Source organism: Kaistella antarctica (genome assembly GCF_900109615.1).
Taxonomy (GTDB): Bacteria; Bacteroidota; Bacteroidia; order Flavobacteriales; family Weeksellaceae; genus Kaistella; species Kaistella antarctica.
This window is the reverse complement of sequence record NZ_FOIX01000001.1, coordinates 102,090-124,058: the sequence shown is the minus strand read 5'-3', so window position 1 is coordinate 124,058 and position 21,969 is coordinate 102,090. Positions and strand designations below refer to the sequence as shown.

25 protein-coding genes are annotated in these 21,969 nt (G+C 36.7%); 5 read left to right on the top strand and 20 right to left on the bottom strand.

Going from position 1 to position 21,969, the window contains the following annotated elements:
• Positions 1-51: 51 nt before the first annotated feature.
• From BMX49_RS00570 to BMX49_RS00560, 3 genes are read left to right on the top strand one after another with little or no spacing between them, the layout of a single operon-like run.
• Entirely contained in the window at positions 52-885 is an 834-nt protein-coding gene (locus BMX49_RS00570) for a DUF2249 domain-containing protein (protein ID WP_170166242.1), read from the top strand.
• Positions 886-2,151: a hypothetical protein gene (locus tag BMX49_RS00565; protein ID WP_034717704.1), complete on the top strand. Its 1,266-nt coding sequence runs from the start codon at positions 886-888 to the stop codon at positions 2,149-2,151. It begins immediately after the preceding gene.
• Positions 2,148-2,477, top strand: coding sequence for a metal-sulfur cluster assembly factor (locus BMX49_RS00560; protein WP_034717703.1), 330 nt, complete (start codon positions 2,148-2,150; stop codon positions 2,475-2,477). Before BMX49_RS00565 ends, BMX49_RS00560 begins: the two co-directional genes overlap by 4 nt.
• A 99-nt stretch (positions 2,478-2,576) precedes the next feature.
• Here the strand turns inward: BMX49_RS00560 and BMX49_RS00555 are convergent, their stop codons facing one another.
• From BMX49_RS00555 to BMX49_RS00530, 7 genes are all read right to left on the bottom strand, one after another.
• Positions 2,577-3,047: a DUF6702 family protein gene (locus tag BMX49_RS00555; protein WP_034717700.1), complete on the bottom strand. Its 471-nt coding sequence runs from the start codon at positions 3,045-3,047 to the stop codon at positions 2,577-2,579.
• A 40-nt stretch (positions 3,048-3,087) separates the two neighbouring features.
• Entirely contained in the window at positions 3,088-3,846 is a 759-nt protein-coding gene (locus BMX49_RS00550) for an LOG family protein (RefSeq protein WP_081864340.1), read from the bottom strand.
• Positions 3,847-3,850: 4 nt separating this feature from the next.
• Positions 3,851-4,564 (bottom strand): nucleotidyltransferase family protein, encoded by a 714-nt coding sequence (locus tag BMX49_RS00545; RefSeq protein WP_034717698.1) that lies wholly within the window; start codon positions 4,562-4,564, stop codon positions 3,851-3,853.
• A 68-nt stretch (positions 4,565-4,632) separates the two neighbouring features.
• Positions 4,633-5,040 (bottom strand): RapZ C-terminal domain-containing protein, encoded by a 408-nt coding sequence (locus BMX49_RS00540; protein WP_034717697.1) that lies wholly within the window; start codon positions 5,038-5,040, stop codon positions 4,633-4,635.
• A gap of 46 nt (positions 5,041-5,086) precedes the next feature.
• A complete protein-coding gene (locus BMX49_RS14830) occupies positions 5,087-5,305 on the bottom strand; it encodes a GxxExxY protein (protein ID WP_246005096.1) in 219 nt (72 codons plus the stop codon).
• Positions 5,306-5,346: 41 nt separating this feature from the next.
• Positions 5,347-5,496 (bottom strand): hypothetical protein, encoded by a 150-nt coding sequence (locus BMX49_RS14825; RefSeq protein ID WP_260242600.1) that lies wholly within the window; start codon positions 5,494-5,496, stop codon positions 5,347-5,349.
• A gap of 45 nt (positions 5,497-5,541) precedes the next feature.
• Positions 5,542-6,576: an aminoglycoside phosphotransferase family protein gene (locus BMX49_RS00530; RefSeq protein ID WP_034717694.1), complete on the bottom strand. Its 1,035-nt coding sequence runs from the start codon at positions 6,574-6,576 to the stop codon at positions 5,542-5,544.
• A gap of 53 nt (positions 6,577-6,629) precedes the next feature.
• Between BMX49_RS00530 and xrtF the strand changes: the two genes are divergently transcribed.
• Positions 6,630-7,172 (top strand): exosortase family protein XrtF, encoded by a 543-nt coding sequence (xrtF, locus tag BMX49_RS00525; RefSeq protein WP_034717691.1) that lies wholly within the window; start codon positions 6,630-6,632, stop codon positions 7,170-7,172.
• A complete protein-coding gene (locus tag BMX49_RS00520) occupies positions 7,159-7,596 on the top strand; it encodes an exosortase F system-associated membrane protein (RefSeq protein WP_034717689.1) in 438 nt (145 codons plus the stop codon). The genes xrtF and BMX49_RS00520 overlap by 14 nt, the downstream gene beginning before the upstream one ends.
• Here BMX49_RS00520 and BMX49_RS00515 read toward each other — a convergent pair.
• The 13 genes from BMX49_RS00515 to dnaB form a co-directional block, all read right to left on the bottom strand.
• The gene (locus BMX49_RS00515) at positions 7,547-8,587 is read right to left on the bottom strand and encodes a cation diffusion facilitator family transporter (protein WP_051803619.1); all 1,041 of its coding nucleotides are present in this window, start codon (positions 8,585-8,587) and stop codon (positions 7,547-7,549) included. The genes BMX49_RS00520 and BMX49_RS00515 overlap by 50 nt on opposite strands.
• A 78-nt stretch (positions 8,588-8,665) precedes the next feature.
• Complete coding sequence (locus tag BMX49_RS00510) at positions 8,666-9,658, bottom strand: aspartate-semialdehyde dehydrogenase (protein WP_034717686.1); 993 nt, start codon at positions 9,656-9,658, stop codon at positions 8,666-8,668.
• Between the two features lie 22 nt (positions 9,659-9,680).
• The gene (locus BMX49_RS00505) at positions 9,681-10,127 is read right to left on the bottom strand and encodes a hypothetical protein (RefSeq protein ID WP_034717685.1); all 447 of its coding nucleotides are present in this window, start codon (positions 10,125-10,127) and stop codon (positions 9,681-9,683) included.
• 150 nt (positions 10,128-10,277) lie between these two features.
• On the bottom strand, positions 10,278-13,601 hold the full coding sequence (locus tag BMX49_RS00500) for a TonB-dependent receptor (protein ID WP_034717684.1): 3,324 nt from the start codon (positions 13,599-13,601) through the stop codon (positions 10,278-10,280).
• A gap of 222 nt (positions 13,602-13,823) precedes the next feature.
• Positions 13,824-14,681 carry a carboxylating nicotinate-nucleotide diphosphorylase gene (gene nadC, locus BMX49_RS00495; protein WP_034717681.1) on the bottom strand — a complete coding sequence of 286 codons (858 nt, stop codon included), beginning with the start codon at positions 14,679-14,681 and terminating at the stop codon, positions 13,824-13,826.
• Positions 14,678-15,787 (bottom strand): PDDEXK nuclease domain-containing protein, encoded by a 1,110-nt coding sequence (locus tag BMX49_RS00490; protein WP_034717679.1) that lies wholly within the window; start codon positions 15,785-15,787, stop codon positions 14,678-14,680. The genes nadC and BMX49_RS00490 overlap by 4 nt, the downstream gene beginning before the upstream one ends.
• Positions 15,788-15,833: 46 nt before the next feature.
• On the bottom strand, positions 15,834-16,676 hold the full coding sequence (locus tag BMX49_RS00485; protein WP_034717676.1) for a sulfurtransferase: 843 nt from the start codon (positions 16,674-16,676) through the stop codon (positions 15,834-15,836).
• A complete protein-coding gene (gene nadB / locus BMX49_RS00480) occupies positions 16,673-18,247 on the bottom strand; it encodes an L-aspartate oxidase (protein WP_034717675.1) in 1,575 nt (524 codons plus the stop codon). Before nadB ends, BMX49_RS00485 begins: the two co-directional genes overlap by 4 nt.
• Positions 18,248-18,262: 15 nt before the next feature.
• Positions 18,263-18,553 carry a type II toxin-antitoxin system RelE/ParE family toxin gene (locus BMX49_RS00475; RefSeq protein ID WP_034717673.1) on the bottom strand — a complete coding sequence of 97 codons (291 nt, stop codon included), beginning with the start codon at positions 18,551-18,553 and terminating at the stop codon, positions 18,263-18,265.
• Positions 18,554-18,778: a hypothetical protein gene (locus tag BMX49_RS00470; RefSeq protein WP_034717672.1), complete on the bottom strand. Its 225-nt coding sequence runs from the start codon at positions 18,776-18,778 to the stop codon at positions 18,554-18,556.
• Positions 18,779-18,806: 28 nt separating this feature from the next.
• Positions 18,807-19,436, bottom strand: coding sequence for an NAD(P)H-dependent oxidoreductase (locus BMX49_RS00465; protein WP_034717670.1), 630 nt, complete (start codon positions 19,434-19,436; stop codon positions 18,807-18,809).
• A 238-nt stretch (positions 19,437-19,674) separates the two neighbouring features.
• Complete coding sequence (rnhA, locus tag BMX49_RS00460) at positions 19,675-20,157, bottom strand: ribonuclease HI (RefSeq protein WP_034717669.1); 483 nt, start codon at positions 20,155-20,157, stop codon at positions 19,675-19,677.
• Positions 20,158-20,159: 2 nt separating this feature from the next.
• Positions 20,160-21,755 carry a replicative DNA helicase gene (gene dnaB, locus BMX49_RS00455; RefSeq protein ID WP_034717667.1) on the bottom strand — a complete coding sequence of 532 codons (1,596 nt, stop codon included), beginning with the start codon at positions 21,753-21,755 and terminating at the stop codon, positions 20,160-20,162.
• Positions 21,756-21,969: the final 214 nt, after the last annotated feature.

Genomic DNA, 21,969 nt, shown 5'->3' with positions numbered 1-21,969 from the left:
TACACACCGTCTGCAGTTTTTCTCTTTAAAAATATTGATGAAATAAGGACTATGGAAAATATAACAGCCAAAACAAAGATTTCTGAATTGATAAAATTCAATCCGAAAAGTGTAGATGCGATCGCTTCTTTGGCTAAACCTTTGGAGAAACTAAAAAATCCAATCTTAAGAAAAATAATGGCTTACCGAGTGACCATTGGCGAGGCTGCGAAAATGGGTGGAACGACTGTTGAAGAATTCAAACGTGTCCTTCTTCCATTGGGTTTTACTTTTGAGCAAGAATCTTCTGCTAAAGAAGAAACGGTTTCAGAACAGAAACCAACGTGGCTACAACAAGCAAATAAAGCTGATATTGACTTCTACGACGTTCGGCCGATTATCGATAATGGTGCAGATCCTTTAAAGGAAATTCTTGGACGTTTCAAAACTACGGAGCCAGGTAAAATTCTTTGTATTATTAATAATTTTGTGCCCACGCCTTTAATTCATCTTTTAAAACAAGAGAAAGCTGAAGCAACTTTCGTAGAAACTATTAGTGATAAGGAGTTCAATACGTATTTTTTGAAAAAGGAAAATGAATCAGCTGCTTCTTCAGCAACTGCAGAAGAAAAACTGAATATGGATGATGAAGAAAGTTTCGCAGCAATTTGCAACCAGTTTATCCAAGAACAAACCAAAGAAATCGATGTTCGAGAACTCGAAATGCCGGGTCCCATGGAAATGATTCTTTCCGAATTGCAAGAACTTCCAGCTGGAAATGCTTTGTACATCAATCATAAACGAGTCCCGGTTTATTTATTGGAGGAACTTGCTGATAAAAATTATCAGGTTCACATCAATAATAGAGAAGAAGGAAATGTAAAAATGCTCATCTTTAAAAAATAAATGGCACAAGTTAGTATAGGAAAAGCTCCAGGAAATAGTGCGGTCCTTCCGTTTTATGCGACCGGAGCAGTGATGTTTTTCGTGCTTTGCGTTTTGATGGTTTTTAGTCCGCAATCATTTACACAACATTATTTTACGCCCCATTTGCTCACTATGGTTCATGTCGCGGCTTTAGGTTGGGGAACGATGATTATTTTTGGCGCCGCACATCAGCTGTTGCCTGTTATTTGCGAACAAGACTTGTACAGCGAGAAGATGGCTTCTTTCGTTTGGTACACTTTGACTTTGGGAATGATTTTACTGACCACCAATTTCTGGAATTTAACGGTGGGTTGGGTGATGATTTCTGGTGGATCGTTGATTGTGATTTCAGCAAGTCTTTATTTGCTTAATGTTTTGAAAACGAGTAGGATATGTAAGAAATATTCGATTCAAAAACTCTTTTTAACGAGTTCTGCAATCTGGCTTTTGTTTACCGTCATTGTTGGTTTATTACTGGCCATTAATTTAAAGTTTCCTTTCTTTAAACAAAGTCATTTAGAAATATTAAAACTCCATGCTCACGCTGGATTTACTGGTTGGTTTTTACAACTCATTACTGGAGTAAGCACCAAATTAGTTCCGATGTTTTTATTGGGGAAATCAAGCAAAGACTATTTGTTGAAATGGGCTTTTATTTTTCAAAACGTAGGATTGATTCTTTTCCTCGCAGATGGATATTTTATTGGAGTGAGTTCCCGGGTTTTAATTTACACCGCGATTGTTTTAATGGGAATTATACTTTGGTTGCTTTATTTATACGATACTTTTAAAAACCGTTTAAGAAAGAGAATTGAGTTGTTGATGAAACACGCTTTCCTTTCCTTTTTAGCGTTAGTACTTTCCATCTTACTTTTACCAGCTGTATATTTTAGCAGTGGTTATCGCTGGACCATGCTTTACGGAACACTTCTATTTATGGGTTGGATTACCAGTATTATTTTAGGGAAAACCTTTAAAACGCTGCCTTTCATTATCTGGAATGACCATTATAAAAATCTTTCCGGTAAAGTAAAAGTGCCGTTGCCAAAAGATTTATACAGCGAGAAACTCACCATTTGGCAATTCAGAACTTTTATTGCAGCCTTTTTGGTTTTTGCTTTGGGAATAATCCTGCAACAAGTAATCGTAATTAGAATAGGTGCGATATTATGGGTTATAGTCGCCGTTTTATACAATATCAATGTTTTTAAATTAATGTTCCACAAAAGAAATAAAATATCATGATACTCGATTCTACCGATAAAAATTACGATAAAATAAGTCGTGCTGAAATGGCGCTCTATGAAGTAATCGATCCTGAACTGATGGTGAACATCGTCGATTTAGGTTTGGTGTATGATGTTGAAATAAAAGAAGAAAATATTATCAAGGTCACGATGACTTTAACAACTCCACATTGCCCGATGGGTGAAGCCATACAAACTGGAGTTAAAAATTCTTTAGAAAAAGAACTTCCCGGACATGAAGTTGAAATCGATCTCGTTTTTGAACCTGCCTGGAATTACGATATGGTTTCGTCTGAAGGAATGCAGCAGCTCAATAATAGATAATTCTTAGTTTTTATAATTGTTACCGAAATACTAATTGTATTTCAAAGAAAAATCCGCCTCATGTGATGAGACGGATTTTATTCTTATTTTGTCTTGTTTTTAAAAACTGACTTCATTCACCTCTTTTCCTCGTTGGAAATTCATGGTTTTCTGATTGCCTTTGTACGCAATATTCACCAGATTAAATTGTTTCGGAAAAGCACTTAATAAAATTGTGTTTTTGATGCGGATGGTGCTAATTTCACCTATACCGCTTGCTTCAAAATAAACCCAAACTGATTCTCCGTTGACTTGGCTTCCTGTAAAAGTTAAATTTTTCGTGCTTCCATTCACATACAAATCGAAATTATTGTTCACATATTTTTTAACTTCTGCTTCGAAACTAGCCGTGTTCGGATTGATTTTGATAGCGTCGGAAATGTGAGCGGTGTTGAGTTTCGTCGTAAATTTCAATGTCTTACTACCTTCCAGATAATCTACTTTTGTCATTGATGAATAAAAGTCTGCGTCAGCGAAACTCATGAAAATCATCAAGGCAAATATCCAGGTAACATGTATATATTTTTTCATCTCTCTATTTTATATTAAATAATCTCAAATATAGTGCCAACTAGAAGTTTACGTTGACCTGATATTTATCGTAAAACGCCTTTATATGGGCAACCGCGTCTTCTGCTGTATCTACCACGCGGTATAAACTGAGATCTTCTTCGGAAATCATTCCGCTTTCTAATAAGGTGTTTTTGAACCAGTCGAGTAAGCCCGCCCAAAATTTGGTGCCGACTAAAACTATTGGGAATCTGCCAATTTTATGAGTTTGAATTAAAGTGATGGCTTCCATTAATTCATCCAGCGTTCCGAAACCGCCTGGCATCACGATAAATCCTTGAGAATATTTTACAAAAATAACTTTTCGAATAAAGAAATAATCAAAATCAATGCTGAGACCTTTATCAATATAGGGATTGAAATGTTGTTCAAAAGGCAAATCAATATTAAGACCGATGGATTTTCCACCTCCTTTACGCGCGCCTTTGTTTCCAGCTTCCATAATTCCAGGACCGCCGCCGGTAATGACACCGAACCCAATCTCTGTAATTTTTTCGGCTATATCAACCGCTAATTCGTAGCGAGGATCTTCTGGTTTCATTCTAGCGGACCCGAAGAGGGAAACGCAAGGGCCAATCTTCGCCATTCTTTCGTAGCCATCTACAAATTCTGCCATGATTTTAAAAACCATCCAGCTGTCTTTGGTAATGGTCTCATCCCAGGTTTTTTCTTTAAAGGAATTCTGTACTTTTTGGTCAATCTCAAACGGATTGTCTTGTACTGCTTTAATCGTTCCTTTTCCTCTGTTTATTTTACTCATTTTCTTATTTAAAAAATTTTTCTGCTTCTATTACTGATTCTGGTCTGCCCACATCAATAATTGTGGCTGAATGTTCGTAACCGCTGATACTTTCGTTGGTCATCAAATCCAAATACTCTTCCATAATGGAAAACTTTCCGGTTCTTTTTATTTTGTTAAAAATCTCTGGGTTTACACAATGAATACCGCTAAAAGCCAGCGGTTTAAAAGCTTTGTTAAATTCTGCGAGTCGCTGTTCGCCAGATTCTACATTCATCCAACCTTTCAGAATCATTTCTGGATTGAAAAGAAGTTTGCGAGAACTTTTGCGGTCAGATACTGCTAATGTAGCAAAATCTTTTTTTTCCTGATGGTATTCTATAAAATAGTTCAAATCTAAATCGGTCAGAATATCAGCATTCATAATCAAAAAATCTTCCCCGTGATCCAAGAACTTTTTAGCAAAAACCAATCCGCCACCAGTTTCTAAAAGCTGATCTTTCTCATCTGAAAGTTCAATGTGAGCATGAAAGTTATTATTCTTTTTCAGAAAGTCTGAAATCTGCTGACCAAAATGATGAATATTAATCACGAAATCATTGATGCCGAAACTTTGTAAATATTTGATGTTCCTCTCTAACAACGGAACTTCATTAACCAAGGCCAAAGCTTTCGGATGATGATCAGTAAAAGGTTTCAGCCGGGTTCCTTTTCCCGCCGCGAAGATAAGTGCTTTCATAATTTATCAATGATAATTGATGATTAATAATTGATGAGTACAATGATTCATCAACGATCATTCATCAATTATGAATTTAGTTGTGGTTGTTCGTCGTGATTAAGGGTGACCATTGTTTGAGGATATTTTTCTCGAATAAACTTAGCTATTTTTTCTGCTGCGTAGACTGAACGGTGTTGTCCGCCCGTACAGCCAAAATTAATTTGAAGATGATCGAAATCTCGACCGATATAATTATCAATATTAATGGAGACGATGTTTTTGACCAACTCCAGGAAATTAGGCATTTCGGTTTTCGTTTCTAAATAATCCTGTACGCCGATATCGCAACCTGTTTGAATTTTATATTCTTCAACTCTGCCTGGATTTAAAATTCCGCGGCAATCAAAAGCAAAACCGCCACCATTGCCGGAATTGTCCTTTGGGATGCCTCCTTTTTTATAGGAAAAACTATGTATTTCTATTTTTAAACTCATTATTTATTTCATTATTTAACCATTAAGGTATTAAGAATTATTAAGATTAATCTGGAAGAGAGGTAAAGTATTCATTTACAAAAGGCTTCATTGACTTTATAATATTATCAGTGAAAAAATTAATTAATAATCCTTGAGGTTTCTGTAGCAATTTCATATACGTTAATAATTGTGCTTGATGGACAGGTTTTAATTCCTCTACCGTTTTTAATTCTACAACAACTAAATCATTAACCAATAAATCAAGTTTCAAGGTTGTTGCCATTAATAGACCGTCATAAACGACATCTGCCGTTACTTACTGTTTTACAGAATAACCGTTTCTTTCCAACTCAAATTTAAGGCAGGTTTCTTAGATGCTTTCCAATAAACCAGGCCCGAGATTCTTGTGAACTTTATTGCAAAACCTGTAATATCATATGACAATTGGGTTACTTGTTTTTTGGTTACTAACATTCGTCCTTAATTTTACTTAATTTCTTAATGGTTAAAGATGACGTATTAATTTTTATTTATCTGATCCTTCGCAATCATTTTTTCAATTTTACATTTAATATCATCCGTTTTTAATTGATTAATTAAATTTTTCAACTCAGGATACTCTTCCATTTCTTCCCACGAATTTGAAAATTCATAAAGGTTTTCGATTCCTTTATCAAGGCTCGAAATAAAATGTTGTTTTCTTTGAATCAATCCTCTGAAACCGTAGGCGCCCAACACTTGCAGAAAACGTATTAGCTGAATCGGCTTCACCGAGTTCTTTAATTCCGCTGCCTTTTCTTGCATCCAGAAAGAGAAGTAGTAATCCAGCATTTCCTCTTTATAGTCTTTTGGGAAATTAGCTTTTGCTTGATAGAGAAATGAAATTACATCGTACATCAAAGGTCCTTTCATCGCAGCTTGGTAATCGATAAAGAAAACTTCCTCTTTTTTATTGACCATAATATTACGAGCTTGAAAGTCGCGCATCATAATTCCTTTTGGCTCCAAGCTTTCTATTTTGGAAACCAATTTTTTAAATTCTAATAGAAGAGAGGATTTGTGATATGGAATTTCTAAAACATCAGCGATAAAACTTTTGAAATAAAACAAATCGCTCGTAATGGGCAACTCGTCATACTTTTCGTATTCGAAAGTCTTTGAATAATCGATTTTTTTTTCTGTTTTGATTTGAACCGCTGCCAATTGTTGAAGGGCTTTTTTAACTAAACTTTTTACTCGATTGGTCAAGCCTTCTGCTTCAATAATTTCCGATAAAGTTTGCTCTCCCAGAAATTCTTGAATATACAGAGTTCGTTCTTCAGAAATATTTAAAACTTTTGGTGCCTTAACTTTTAAATCAGAAAATAAGGCTGAGAAATAATAAAAGCTTTCGTTCTCGCGGCTGTTTTCGTTGTAGGTGATGATGTATTTGTCCTCAGAACTTTTGCCTACAAAATTGATTCTGGCAGAACCACTTTGAGCCAAGGTGAAAAAATCTTGCGCAGTTTCTCCGATGTACTTTTCGAAAAATTCTTTTGCTTTTTGGTCAATCATACTTTTACAAAGATAGCGAAAAACGTATTTTAGAAAACAGTATATTTGCAGTTATGTTCAATGATTTCAAGCCTGTACTGAAAATACTTCTTCGTTTCATCATTTTATATGTAGTGATGGTTTTAGGTTATCAATTTTATCTGAATGGATTTAAAAATGCCGGCCTTGATCCGTTTTCAACTTGGGTAATGACTCAAGTAGATTTTATTCAAAATCTGTTTGGATATACCTCGCAAATGGTTGCGGGAAAACCGCAGGATGAAACCACTTGGTTTTATGTAAGTGGGAAATACGTTTCCCGAATGGTAGAAGGTTGCAATGCAATTTCGGTAATCATTTTATTCTTAGCGTTTATCTTTGCTTTTTATGAAGGTTTTAAAACTTTTGTTTTCGCGGCTGTTGGTTTAGTAATTCTTCATATTATGAATGTTTTGCGAATTGTCGGGTTGAATATCTTATTGGTTGAATATCCGCAGTACTCTAAAATTGGCCATGATTATCTCTTTCCCGCGATTATTTATGGTACCGTGGTGGCGCTTTGGTTAGTCTGGATTAAGTTTTATGCCTTAAAGAATGTAGAAGATGAACCCGCTTAGATGGATTTTAGTAGCAGTCGCTATTTTTGGTTTGATCGCTGTAAGAATGGTGGAAGGTGAATTGTTTTACGATCCATTTCAAGAATTTTTTCATTTAGCAAATAAACAGGCGTCCTTTCCAGATTTCAACTGGCTGCCTTTAACACTGAATTATCTCTTTCGGTTTACTTTAAATTTATTGCTATCAGCCGCGGTAGTTTATTTTATTTTTAAAAATAAACAATGGACTTTGCAAGCGGTAGTTTTAATGGTGATTGTTTTCGCCATCACTTTCCCAATCTATCTTTACTGTATTCATACCCAATTTGAAGTTGGCTATCTTTTCTCTTTTTACATGAGGAGATTCGTGATTCAACCGTTGATTTTGTTGCTGATTATTCCTTTGTTTTACTATCGAAAACACGTTCAGAAGGGCAATCTTTAAGGGAATGTTTCGCAACCTGAGCGATTGTCTCTTCATTCCATTCTATTTTCTTTACAAATGGCTTCTGTCTGGCCGGACATTGCTGTAATTCACAGATTTCACAAGAAAAAGATTTACAATCATCCAGATGAAAATTAAATTCAATCGTGCGGTCGGTGTTTTCACCAATGAGTTTGTATAAATCTTCCATTTCATTGTGCGCTTTTCTCAATTCATAGTACCAAGGCAAGGTGAAATGAGCATCGATATGCAGACCGCTTCCATGTTGCTGGATTCGCATATTGTGAAGATCGACCCAGTCGGGTTTCCGGTGTTCATTCAAAAACTGAGATAAGCTTTTCAACATTCCCAAATCGGCTTCATCCATAATGCCGCTCAAGGATTTTCTGATGATCTTATATCCGATAAACATAATGTAGCTACCAAAGAGTAGGGCGACCACCGCATCGATCCAATATAGCTTTGTCCATTGAACCAAAACCAAACTGACCACAACTCCGATTGTTGTAAAAGTGTCGCTTTTCAAATGTTTGCCGGAACTTTGTAAAACAAGCGAATTTTCTTTGAGTCCTTTCTCATAAGAAATATGTCCCATTAAATAATTGATAACGGCAGTAGCCGCGACAATCCAAATTCCCCAATCCAATTGTTTCGGAATATTTCCGAGTAGAAGAGAATTAACAGATTGGACGATAATTATAATTCCAGCGAAAATAATTAAAGCGCCTTCAACGCCAGATGTTACAAACTCCACTTTTCCGTGGCCGTAAGGATGTTCAACATCTTTCGGTTTTGCAGCGAGATAAAGCGAGTACAAACCCATGAAAGCTGCGATGATATTCACAATACTTTCCATGGCGTCAGAAAATACCGCATCGGAATTGGTGAAATGCCAAGCCAATAATTTGGCGACGAAAAGAAAGATTCCCACCAGGGCAACATTTCTTTGAAAAGCGAAATTAGTTTTAGGGCTATTTTTAAGGTCTGACATTTGAGTTTTATTAAACTTATAGAATATGTTTGATGAATCTAATCCATAAAAAATGCCCACTTGAGGTGAGCATTTTTTTTAGATTAATTTGTTTTGGTAGAGATATTCTGCAATCTGCACCGCATTGGTAGCGGCTCCTTTTCGTAGGTTATCTGCGACAATCCAAAGGTTTAATGTCTTGGGTTGAGAGATGTCTCTTCTAATTCTGCCCACAAAAACCTCATCTTTTCCTTCTGAATATAAAGGCATTGGATAAATGTTGTTTTTCACATCGTCTAAAACCACAACTCCGGGAGCTTTTGATAGAAGATCTTTTACTTCATCTAAATCGAATTCATTTTCAAATTCGATGTTGACACTTTCAGAATGTCCACCCTGAACCGGAACACGAACTGCGGTAGCTGTAATATTAAAGGTGTCGTCGCCCAAAATTTTCTTGGGTTCCGTCATGAGTTTGATTTCTTCCTTAGTATAATCGTCCTCGGCAAAAACATCGCATTGCGGCAGAGCATTTTTAAAGATTTCATAAGGATAAACTTTTACGCCATCTTTGTTTCCAAGAACTTCATCATTCAACTGATCAACGGCGTTTTTACCAGTTCCCGTGACCGATTGGTAGGTGGAAACAATTACCCGTTTAACATCGTATTTGATATTTAAAGGATGTAAAACCATCACCAACTGAATTGTTGAGCAGTTCGGGTTTGCGATAATCTTATCTTCTTTCGTTAAAACTTGGGCGTTAATTTCGGGTACGATTAATTTCTTATCCGCTTCCATTCTCCACGCAGAAGAATTATCGATTACAGTTGTTCCAACGGCAGCAAATTTGGGTGCAAACTCTAGAGAGGTTGTTCCGCCAGCGGAAAACATAGCGAGGTCGGGTTTTCGATCCAAAGCAGTTTGCATCGAAACAATTTCAAATTCATCTCCTTTAAAAATGATTTTTTTACCGATTGATTTTTCGGAGGCGACAGGAATTAAATCGGTTACTGGGAAATTTCTTTCTTCCAAAACCTTTAATATAATTTGCCCCACCATTCCGGTAGCACCGATTACTGCTATTTTCATTAAGAATATCTGTGGTTAAAGTTTAGGCGAACATAGAAGGAAAGACTTTTGCCCAAGGGAATGCATAAGCAAAAAGAGCGAAAGCAATCACGCCCATAATAACGATCTTCATCGCTAATGTTTCGTGAGTTTTCATGTATTTATGAATGATAGTCATTAAAACCACTCCAATCAGCATTGAAACTGGATGTTCTACATACGAGAATCTTGCGGCAGCATTACTCATTAAAGTTCCAGATTCCATGGCTCCTTTTAATCCTGGAGAAAACACCAACATGAAAATACCAACGATCAACTGCACATGAAATAAAATCATGGTAAACAAGGTTGATTTCTTTAATAATTTAGAAATTTTACCAGAGTAACCAAACATGGTCACCACCAATGCAACGATAAAAATAATGCCCGCAAGCAAAATCAAATAAGCAAAACCTTTGTGTGCTTCCGTAATAATTTTAAAAGTATCCATAGTATTTTTTTGTTAAAGGCAAAGATAAAAAAAATCCCGACTATTAGGACATTGTATGAAATCCTTTTGAAAAGACTTCGACCCTAGAAACAAAAAAAAACTGCCTTACGAAATAAATTGTAAGGCAGTTTTTAAATAATATTGAAAGTGTTAGAATGAATATTTAAATCCAAGCATTGCACTCCAAGTAGTAAATCTATTATTTCCAGCTCTGTATGGTGAAGTCGCAAGATTTTTACCGTCACGTAGCATGGTGAAAGTTGGGTCAGCAACCGCTTTCGAATCAGCTCTAGTCAAAATAGCCGCTCCATAAGAACTTACGTTGTTATCTGAAATCCCCCATTCGGAATTAAGTAAATTGGCAAAGTTCAATACATCTAAAGTGATGGCTACTTTGTCTCCTTTCTGAACCATATTGGTAAATAGATTCTGAGCAACTCTTACATCAATCCGGTTTAACCATGGTAATAAGAATTCGTTACGAGGAAGAATTTGTCCTCTGTATTTTTCTAAACCATTGTCAGCAATGAACTGGTTAAATGCTGCCTCCTGTTGTCCTGCTGAAAATAGGATAGGTGCATTAGGTGCGTTAGAAGCTTTGATATCTGCAAACTTAGTTGGCTGGCCGATGTTGGGAATGTACATTAAGTCATTCGCAATACCATCTCCATTCACGTCATTAGAATAGTAGTAAGAAAATCTTCCTTGGTTTGAACCACTATAGTAAACTCCAATCGTCGTATTTGCAATATTGTAACTTAAGTTGGCAACAATTCTATGCGGAACCGAGAAGTTTGAAATGTTCAAATCTTGTTGGTTTGGCGAATCAACTGTTGGTGAAGCTTGCCAAGCTGAACTTGCACTTGATCCTGCATTTGCAGAAATCTCTTTCGCCTCAGAGTAAGTATAGAATACCGATCCTGAAAGTCCTTTCCAAGTTCTCATCGTTGTTCCAAAAGTTGCAGAAAATGCAGTTCCTTTGGTATCTGAGTTGGTTAAAACTACAGCACTATTAGCATCGATTTTATTATTATACTGGTATGAAGCTAGGTTTGGATAAAATACGCGATCTTGATTAGTCATCTTTGCTGTAGATTCTTTTCTGTTCGCTCCATATTGGAATACAGAATTTACATCTTTGGTGTAAAGAATGTCTGTGGTCAAAGTGAATACAGAATTTGGAATCTTGTAATCAGCTCCAAAACTCGATCTCCAAACTGATGGCATTTTGAAATCTTTGTCAACTAAAGCAAAAGATGAAGGTGCCCCAGCTTTAGGATTGTTTATAAATACATTTTCACCACCGGCAGGTACATTGTTTACGTAATAGTAAATGTCTTGTGGTTGGAATCTGATGTTGCCAATCCAAGGCGCAACAGCTGCATAACCTAATTCTACGGTATTTTGCAATACTCCAGCATTGGTTGGCATATTAGTTAACCATACAAATGGAACACGACCCGTAAAGATTCCAGTTCCCCCACGTACAGTGAAACTTCTGTCTCCCATAACGTCGTAGTTAAATCCTAAACGTGGAGATAAAGAAACTTTAGATTTTGGCCATTCACCAGAAGAATAGTTTCTCGGATTTCCGTTTTTATCTAATAAATCTAAAGCGTCAATCGAAGGATTCGCTGTAAGATCATTTAAATAGTTTGGCAATTCAGCTCTTAAACCAACAGTAACGTTGAATTTATCGCTTACTGTAATTCTGTCTTGTAAATAAGCAGAAGCTAAACCGAAATTAACTCTTGAGTAAGTATCTTGGTTTGCATAAGGATAAGTTAAACCAAAGTTAATTGGAGCAACTTCAGCGGCAGTTCCGGTTTTCAAGAAATCTTCTACAGACGCGTAACGGTAGTAACCTGTTCCCATTCTTGTATAAGAGTTTCCGAATTTTTGAACTTCGTACGCAACACCCGCTGTAAAGTTATTTCTTCCAGTGGTATACGTTAAGTTATTGGTAAATGAGAAGTTATCATTAACAACATCATTCAAATACGTAAATAATTCAGTACCAAAACTGATATAGTTTCCTCCTGAAGAAGAACCATCCCAGATGTCAACAAACGGGAAAAGTTGGTCTGAAGGAGATTTTCTACTATCCTGAATTTTCGAATAAGTAAACAATAATTTATTTGAAAGGCTAGAATTAAAAGTTGAATTTAATTCAGCAGTTAACGACTGTACATTATTTTCAAAGGCAAAGTTTCCATTTTCGAAAGTCATCGCTTTATCACTCACACGACCCCAAGAAGATCTTGGTGCTGGTCCTGAGTTCGCATTCGCAACTTGCATTGAAGTTCCTTGCAACATATTGTATCGAACCGCGAATTTATGTTTGTCGCTAATGTTCCAGTCTAAACGAGCTAAGAATTTATCACCTTGCTGTTCTGCTTCGTTTGCGTATCCTTGGTAACGTCCTGGATTATATCCCCATCTGTTGATCAAGTGATTTTGAACCGCTATCAAATCAGATTCTTTAACTCTTGAAATATTGTTTGCAGGATCTGCAATTCCATCTTGCGAAGCTTTCCAAAGATTCGCACCAGAAGCGTTTGCTCCTGTAGCTGTTTCTCTTTCAGCACTAACAAAGAAGAATAATTTATTTTGAATGATTGGTCCACCAACTGTAAAACCATTGGTCATTTTAGCACCAGAAACTTTTTGAATATCCTCGCCGTTAATTTTCCAACCGTTTAATTCTTTACCAGTATAGTAACCGTATAATGAACCGTGGAATTTGTTGGTACCTGATTTCGTTACCGCGTTAATCCCAGCACCTGTAAATCCAGATTGGGTAACATCAAACGGTGCAATGTTTACAGAAATTTCCTGAATTGCATCTAATGAAATTGGCTGTGCGTTTCCACCAGGTAGTGGATTAGAGCTTAATCCAAAACCATTATTAAAATTCGCTCCATCAATTTGAAGATTGTTGTAACGAGCGTCACGACCTGCAAATGAGTTACCGTTTGCTTGCGGCGTCAATCTTGTGAACTCGGTAATACTTCTAGAAGACTGTGGCAATTCTTGAATCAGTTTTTGACCAATATTCGTTGCAGCTCCAGTTTTGTTGGTATTGACTCCTCTCGTTCCAGTTAATACTACCTCGGCAATATTAGCTGTTTTTTCACCCAAGACAGGATTCAATGCGAATGGCTGTCCGAGTTCCAAATAAAGGTCTTCATAAACCATTGGTTTTTCATTACCGTAAGTAACTTCTACTTGGTAAGGACCACCAACACGCATGTTCGTTAAGTTAAAGACTCCTGCAGAATTTGCTTTGGCGGAGTAAACCGTTCCAGACGGCATGTGCGTTGCCTTGATTGTTGCTCCGGTACTTTTTTGACCATCACTTGTCGTTACCACACCCGACATGTTACTCGTTGTAACCTGGGCATTTAGCGAACCGTAACCTGCAAATGCTATGGCAGCAATAAGAACAGTTTTCTTTAGAGGATTAAAATTCATATCAGTTAATTTTAGTTTACTTATTGACGTTAATTTTTGACAAAAATATCATATTTATACGGTACTTTCGTTAACAAATTGTTAATTTTTAAAATTTTGTTAATTTTTCGCCTATTCATCAGGCAACCAATTTATTAAAAACACTATTCAAATCTTCATTTACCAAAAATCATTGTTTATTTGTCTAAAAGCGTCTTAGAAAATTACCATTTTGATAACTGACTAAACCGCTTTTAAGCTTAGATCAATATTAGCTGCCGAATGGGTAAGCGCTCCCGCTGAAATAAAATCGACGCCGGTTTTTGCAACCTCTTTTAACATGTCTCGCGTAATTCCGCCTGAAGCTTCTGTTTCGCATTTCTTACCGATTAGTTTTACTGCTTCTGTCATCATTTCCACATCCATATTGTCGAGCATAATTCGGTCAGCACCTGCTTTTAAAGCTTCGGAAACTTCTTCTAGATTTCGGGTCTCAACTTCAATTTTTAAAGGTTTCTTAATTTTTTCAATATAATCTTTTGCCATTTTTACCGCATTAGTAATACTTCCATTATAGTCAATGTGATTGTCTTTTAACATGATCATATCATACAAACCGTATCGATGGTTAGTTCCGCCACCGATTGCCACCGCCCATTTTTCACAGATTCTAAAATTCGGCGTTGTTTTTCTGGTATCTAAAAGTTTTGTTTTAGTACCTAGCAATCTCGAATCCCAATCGTGGGTAAGCGTGGCAATGCCACTCATACGCTGCATGCAGTTTAAAACAAAACGCTCGGTAGATAAAATTGATCTGGCAGATCCGGTTACATAAAATGCGATGTCGCCCACTTTTGCGAGGTCACCATCTTTCATCAAGCGTTCAATTTTTAAATTTTTATCAAATTGCTTAAAGATAATTTCAGCCAGTTCAACTCCCGCTAAAATACAATCTTGCTTTACCAAAAGTTTCGCTTTCTGTTCTAAATCTTTAGGAATCGTCGAGAGCGTTGAATGATCGCCATCCTGAATGTCTTCTTCTAAAGCATTCTTGATAAAAGTTTTTAAGGCTTCTTTCGTAACGTATATCGGTCTTTTCATTTGTTTTCTAATTTTTTAAGTTCTTCTTCTACCATTTCGATTGATGGAAGATATGATTTAAAGTTGTCGGGTAATATTTTTTGGAGTTCGTACGATGAAATTCCTAATGGTTTGTGCAAATCACTGAGGGAATATTCTGCGATTATTTCGTCTTTGTCTTTGCAAATCAAAAGTCCAATCGTAGCATGATCGTTTTCATCGCGCATTTGTTTGTCTATTGCTGTAACATAGAAATTAAGCTTTCCTGTAAATTCTGGTTCAAAACTTCCTGCTTTCAATTCGATAACCACATATCTTTTTAGTTTGATGTGGTAAAAAAGCAAATCTATAAAAAATGATTTATCACTTACTACAATCTCCACCTGTTTTCCAACAAAGGCAAAGCCTTTTCCAAGCTCAATTAAAAACTTTGAAATATTATCTACTAAAGCATTTTCTAATTCTTTTTCTTTAAACAGTTCAGAGAGGTTTAGGAAATCAAAAAAGTAGGGATCTTTCAATGTTTCTTTTACTAATTCACTTTGGTCATCAGGCAGTGTTTTAGAAAAGTTGGTGACCGCTTTCCCCTGGCTTTCTATCAGTTTCGCTGACAACATATTGAGTAATATTGCTCTGCTCCAACCGTTTTCTATGGTTTTATTAATGTAAAAATGAGCTTCCTTTGGAGTTTTACATTTTGTAATTAAGGTAACGTGATGTCCCCAAGGAATTAGAAAAATATTTTGGGAGAAATGATTATTTTCCAAATCGTCAACAACTTGTTGACGATTTGGGTTTTCTTCGATTTTCAAATCTCCAACAACTTCTTGGAGATTTTCAACGTCCTGATTATAAAATAGATAGAATTTTTTACAATATTGTAAATTGCTTTCAGAAAAACCTTTTATCTCTGGAAATTCTGCTCGTAAATCATTACTCAAGAGATTGAAAAAACCAGATCCGTAAGTGTTTTCAAATTTCTTTCCAGCGATTTCTTTGCCCAAATCCCAATACAATTCTATTAAAGCAGTATTTACTTTAATGGCAGCCTTTATTTGCGTTTGCCGGATTTTCTGTTTTAAATCAACAATCCAGTTTTTATAATTTGGGTCAGTCTTTTCAAGCATTATTATTTTTTAAGAACCTTGATCGTTGAAGGAAATTTAAATCTACTCAAATATTTCTTGTCACTGGTTTATCATTTCGTGACCATTCGCTCCACGATCCAACGTAAAGATTTGGAATATCAAAACCAGCGTATTCCAATGCCAACAAAGTATGGCAAGCGGTAACGCCCGATCCACAATGAATTGCTATATTTTCGGTAGGAGCGTTTTTTAAAATTGCCGTGTATTTTTCATGAAGGACTTGTGGACTTTTAAAAGTTCCATCTTCGTTTAAATTTTCTTTAAAAGGAATATTGATAGCTCCCGGAATATGACCAGCCACCTCATCGATGGGTTCTGTTTTCCCATCATACCGATCTTTCTCCCGAACATCAATAATAACGAATTTAGGATTTTCAGCGTTTTGCTCTATGAAATTGAGATCCACTCTCGGAAGTTGCCATTCTTTTAGATTAAATTTTTCGACTGGCCTCGGTTGAACAATTTTTGAATTTACCTCCAGACCTTGTTCTTTCGCTTTTTGAATTCCACCATTCAAGACCTGAACTTTCTCTACGCCCGCTGATCTCAACATCCACCAAAATCTGGCGCCAGCAATCAAGGCATTTTTATCATCATAGACAATAACGTGTGAATTTTGATTGATGCCTAAACGATTTATAACCTCGGCAAATTTCTCTAAACTGGGCAGAGGATGCCTCCCGCCATTTTTTGCATCTTTCGGAATTTGAGCTAAATCATTGTTAATATCAACATACAAAGCGCCGTCGACATGTTCCAAGAGATATTTTTCATACGCAGACCCGCCGCTTCCGGCGTCAACGATGACAATATTTTCTCGGTTTAAATTCGCTAAATCTTCTGCGTTAATAATTGGAGATATTTTCATTTCACTAAATCTTTATTGTAAAAAGCGCCTTTGTTTTCGGTCATTTTTAATGATTGTTTGATAATCAAGTAGGAAATATTAGTTAGATTTCTCAGTTCCGAAAGTTTAGGCGACATAATCGAGTAGTTGTATAATTCATTTACCGCATCGAAAATCTCGTGTTGTTTTTTCTTTGCAAGAGCCAGGCGATCGTTTGTTCTTACGATGCTCACCAAGTCACTCATCATTTCTTGCAGTTGTCTTCGGAGATAGGAAACCATTACCATTTCGTCCATCATTTTCATTCCTTCTTCATTCCATTCTGGGATGGCTTTTAAATCATCAAAATTAAAATCATTAATCTCTAAAAGTTCCACCGTTTTTAAAGCGGCGTTGTGACCGAAAACCATTCCTTCTAAAAGAGAATTAGAAGCAAGTCGATTGGCGCCATGCAAACCCGAGTTGGTACATTCGCCCACAGCAAAAAGATTTTTAATAGAACTTTGCCCATCTAGGTCGATATCGATTCCGCCCATTAAATAATGACAAGCTGGAACGACGGGAATGAGTTGATGGAAAGGATCAATTCCTTCATCCACGCACTTTTGGTAAATATTCGGGAAATGTTCGATGAATTTCTCATGGTTCATATCTCGACAATCCAGTCCGACGTAATCATCGCCGGAAATTTTTAATTCATTATCGATGGCTCTTGCGACAATATCCCGTGACGCTAATTCTTCGCGCTCGTCGTATTTTTGCATGAATTTTTCGCCGTCTTTAGTTCTGAGCTTTGCCCCATCACCGCGAACTGCTTCCGAAATTAAAAACAACATTCCGTCTCTTTTCGAAAATAAAGCGGTCGGATGAAATTGGTAATACTGCATATTTGAAATCTTACCACGCGCTCTGTGAACGAAGGCAATTCCGTCGCCTGTTGCTATAATTGGATTGGTGGTGTTTTTATAAACATGTCCTGCTCCGCCGGTCGCAACTAAGGTGATTTTCGCCGTAATTTTTTTAATTTTCTTATATTTCTCATCCAAAATATAGGCGCCGTAACAATCAATTTTCTCCAGGTCAAAAATCTTTTCGGGTACGTGATGCTGAGTAATTAAATCGATGACGTAATGATGCGCCATGATTTCGATATTTGGTGATTTATTCACGGTTGCCAATAAAGCGCGCTCGATTTCTTTTCCGGTAATATCTTTGTGGTGAACGATTCTATTTTCGGTGTGACCGCCTTCTCGACCCAGACTTAAATGTCCATCTTTTTGATCAAAATTGGTTCCCCAATCTACAAGCTCTCGAAATCTTTCGGGACCTTCTTCAATGACCATTTTCACGACTTCCAAATTGTTTTCGCCGTCGCCAGCTCTCATGGTATCGTCAATGTGTTTCTGAAAACTGTCTTTATCAAAGTCTGTCACTACCGATAAGCCACCTTGTGCATATTTTGTGTTGCTTTCGTCTTCATCGGCTTTGGTCACGATGATGATCTTGGCCTCGGGCATTCTCTCCGAAATTTTTATCGCGTAGGAAAGACCAGAGATTCCGGATCCGATGACGAGTACATCTGCTTTTATCATTGAGTTTGTTGGACTTTAAAGTTTAGGATAATTTTCAGGATTTTGTTTAGCAAAACGAACACCATGAACAATCACGATTTCATTTTTTGTTATAGTAAAATGAAGTAGCAAAGGAAATTTACTAATTTTCCGAACACGCATTTTATCATAGCGTATTTGAAAAAATGGAATGTTTTCTAATTCCAAGGCACTTTTATCAAAGTTTTCAATGAATCTATCTCCTAATTGAGAAGAGATCGTTGTGTAATAATCGATTGCAATATTGAGATCGTCAATTGCTTCTTCGGTAAATAGGACCGTAAACATTTAAAGATATTTTTCTCTTATGTCTCGCCAATTTTTAAATTTCTCAGGATCTGTATTCTTTACTCTTTCGCGCATTAAATTTTTCTCTTCCTCATGAATGTCGTAATATCCTTCTTCGTCAACAGGAAAAATAATGACTTCAACTTTTTCTGCATTGAAATTTTCCGGCAATTCTATACTGATTTTCCGGTCTTTCACTTCCACAATTTGTCTTATCGCATTCATTATAATGAGTTTAACTTATCAAATTTAATTAAATAAATTTAAACAATTTTTCAGTCGGTTTCCTTACTTTTTTGAAGTTCTGAAACTCATCTTCTTCAGACCGATAGCCCAAAGCTAAAGTTACTGCAACTTTTTCTTTAGAAATATCTAAGTCTAAAATTTGATCTATCAAGTCTTGCCTATAACCTTCCATCGGACAAGTATCTACATTTTCCAAAGCTGCGGCAAACATTAAGTTCCCTAAGACGATATAACTTTGTTTATCGGCCCAGATAACCACTTCTTCAGTTGTCAATCGTTCAATATGATTGCTTATACTTTGTCGAAAAGGATCTAAACTTTCAAGCGAAACTTCCCGTGTCACCGAAATGTGACTGAAATAATCCCCGATATATTTTGGTTCGATATTGTTTTTAGAAACGATGACAATTAAGTGCGAACATGTCGAAATCTGGGAAGGATTGTAAAAAGCTGGAATTAGTTTTTCCTTCATTTCTGGACTTTGAACAATGATTATTTTGTAAGGTTGAAGACCCAACGAACTGGCAGAAAGCCTCGCCGCTTCAAGGATCTGATAAAGTGCCTCCGGTGAAACTGCTTTTTCAGGATCAAATTTCTTTACAGAGTATCGTTTGTTCAATGCATCAAGGTAATTCATCAAACAAAGATAATTAAATGAACCGAAGTTTGGTGTGAATTTTCTTAGAGTGAAGTAGGTCTACTGAATAAGTGAATGTTGAATTTCTCAATGTGAATTATTGAATTTTCAATTTCTGAGAGTGAATAAGTAATCATTTAATTTCTGAAAGTCAATTTTCTAAAGTTAAATGTAGTCAGTACTTGGTTTTTAAATTGACTACTCACTGCAAACCAAATTGGCGCGCAGCAATTGACTATCAGAAAAGTCCGCCCTTCTGCTGATTTTCAAAAAACTCGTCGATGAGTAAAGGTTCTGTTTGAGCGGCCTTAACCGCAAGCTGATCGCAGATTTCATTTTCAAGATGTCCAGCGTGGCCTTTTACCCAGTGAAAAGTTGTTTGATATTCTTTAAGTAATGGAACCATTCGTCGCCACAAGTCAGGATTTTTGACATTTTTAAAACCTTTTTTAATCCAGCCGAAAATCCATTTTTGATTGATGGCATCAGAAACATATTTGCTGTCAGTGTAAATGTGAATGTCGTTTTCGGTAGATTTTAGTTTTTCTAAGGCGGTGATGACTGCCAACAATTCCATGCGGTTATTGGTCGTAAGCCGGAAACCTTGCGAATATCTTTTTTCGTAATTCTTTTCGGGAACTTTCATCACGATTCCAAAACCTCCTCGGCCTGGATTCCCGCTACAAGCGCCGTCAGTATAAATTTCAATTTTAAGACTCATTTCTAGAATTGAAAATCGTCATCATCATCCAAATCATTCATCGAAGAACCGGAAAGATTCTGTTTGCTTGGCAAATCGAACGCGGCACCTGGATCGATGGTGGTTTTAATTTTCTCAAAACCGCCTGGTGTATCTTGTTGTCCGAAATTGGAGGATTGATAACCATAACCGCCGCCACCTCCAAATAAATCGAGGTCGGCAAATTTTGCAATATTTTTGTGGAAAGACATTCGAACATCTGCGGTAGCACCATTTCGGTGTTTTGCAATAATAAGTTCTGCCTGATTTTCAGTTGAGGTTTCGCCGCCATCTTCATCATTATCCCAAGTCGCGATTTTATAATACTCTGGTCGGAAAATAAAGGAAACAATATCAGCATCCTGCTCAATCGCTCCAGATTCCCGAAGGTCAGAAAGCATAGGTCTTTTTCCTGGTCTCGTTTCCACACTTCTGGAAAGCTGAGAAAGTGCAACCACAGGAACGTTCAGTTCTTTTGCAATCGCTTTTAAGGAACGCGAAATCATGGCAATTTCTTGCTCCCGGTTTCCAGCGCCGCCTTTTCCAGAGTTTGCCGTCATCAGTTGAAGATAATCGACCATGATGATTTTCACACCGTGTTGCATCACCAATCTTCGGCATTTGGCTCGGAAGTCAAAAACAGAAAGTGAAGGCGTTTCATCAATATATAAAGGGGCGTTTTCTAAAGCTGAAACGTTTGAGAATAAGCGTTGCCATTCTTCATCAGACATTTGTCCTTTTCGTAATTTGTCAGAAGAGATACCTGTTTCGGAGGCAATCATTCTCGTAATTAACTGGATCGAGGCCATTTCTAAGGAGAATAAAGCTAAAGGAATATTGTGTTCAACTGCAATGTTTCTAGCCATCGAAAGCAAGAACGCCGTTTTTCCCATCGCTGGACGAGCGGCAATGATAATTAAATCTGAATTTTGCCAACCACCCGTTTCTTTATCAAGGTCTTTAAATCCTGAGGGAATTCCAGAGATTCCTTCTTTATCTTTTAAGGCTTTGATGGTTTCAATGGCTTGAGTCACCAAAGTATTTGCGGTGTCAAACCCTTTTTTAATGGTTCCGTTCGTAATTTCGAAAAAGGATTGTTCGGCCTTATCTAAAAGTTCGAACACGTCGGTGGATTCTTTGTAAGAACTGTCGATGACATTGGCTGAAACATTAATCAAACTTCGTAAAATAAATTTCTCCAAAATCACCCGAACATGATATTCGATGTGTGCACTTGAAGAAACACCCATGGTTAAATCGATGATATAATGATCTCCCCCAGCAAGTCCCAATCGTTCGGTTTTTTTCAATTCTTGAATAACCGTCATCAAATCAACCGGATGATTACCTTCAAACAACTTCACGATGGCACCGAAAATTTCTTGATGTCTGGGATCGTAAAAAACCTCAGAAGTTAGTAAGTCGATGGAATAATCCAACCCTTTTTTGTCAATTAAGAAAGTCCCGATAACTAATTTTTCGAATTCTATAGCATTGGGTGGCATTTTGCCATCTGAAATAGAAAGTTCTTTTGCGAAATTACCATGAATTAATGAAGATAAAGTTTCCTTTTGTGCCATAGGACAAAGATAGTTTTTTAAAGTTTTCATTCCGATTATTTAACCAACATTCTGGGGTTTTGGCTATTTAAAATATTGAAATCTAAAGACTTGTGATGTGGATAAGTCGAGTGGTGCGGGACTCTTCTACTAGCCCGGATCGCAATGGAAATCCTTTTTTTTGCGTTGGCAAAAGCGGCTGTAAAAAAAAGATTGTAATGAATCTCGTCTAAGG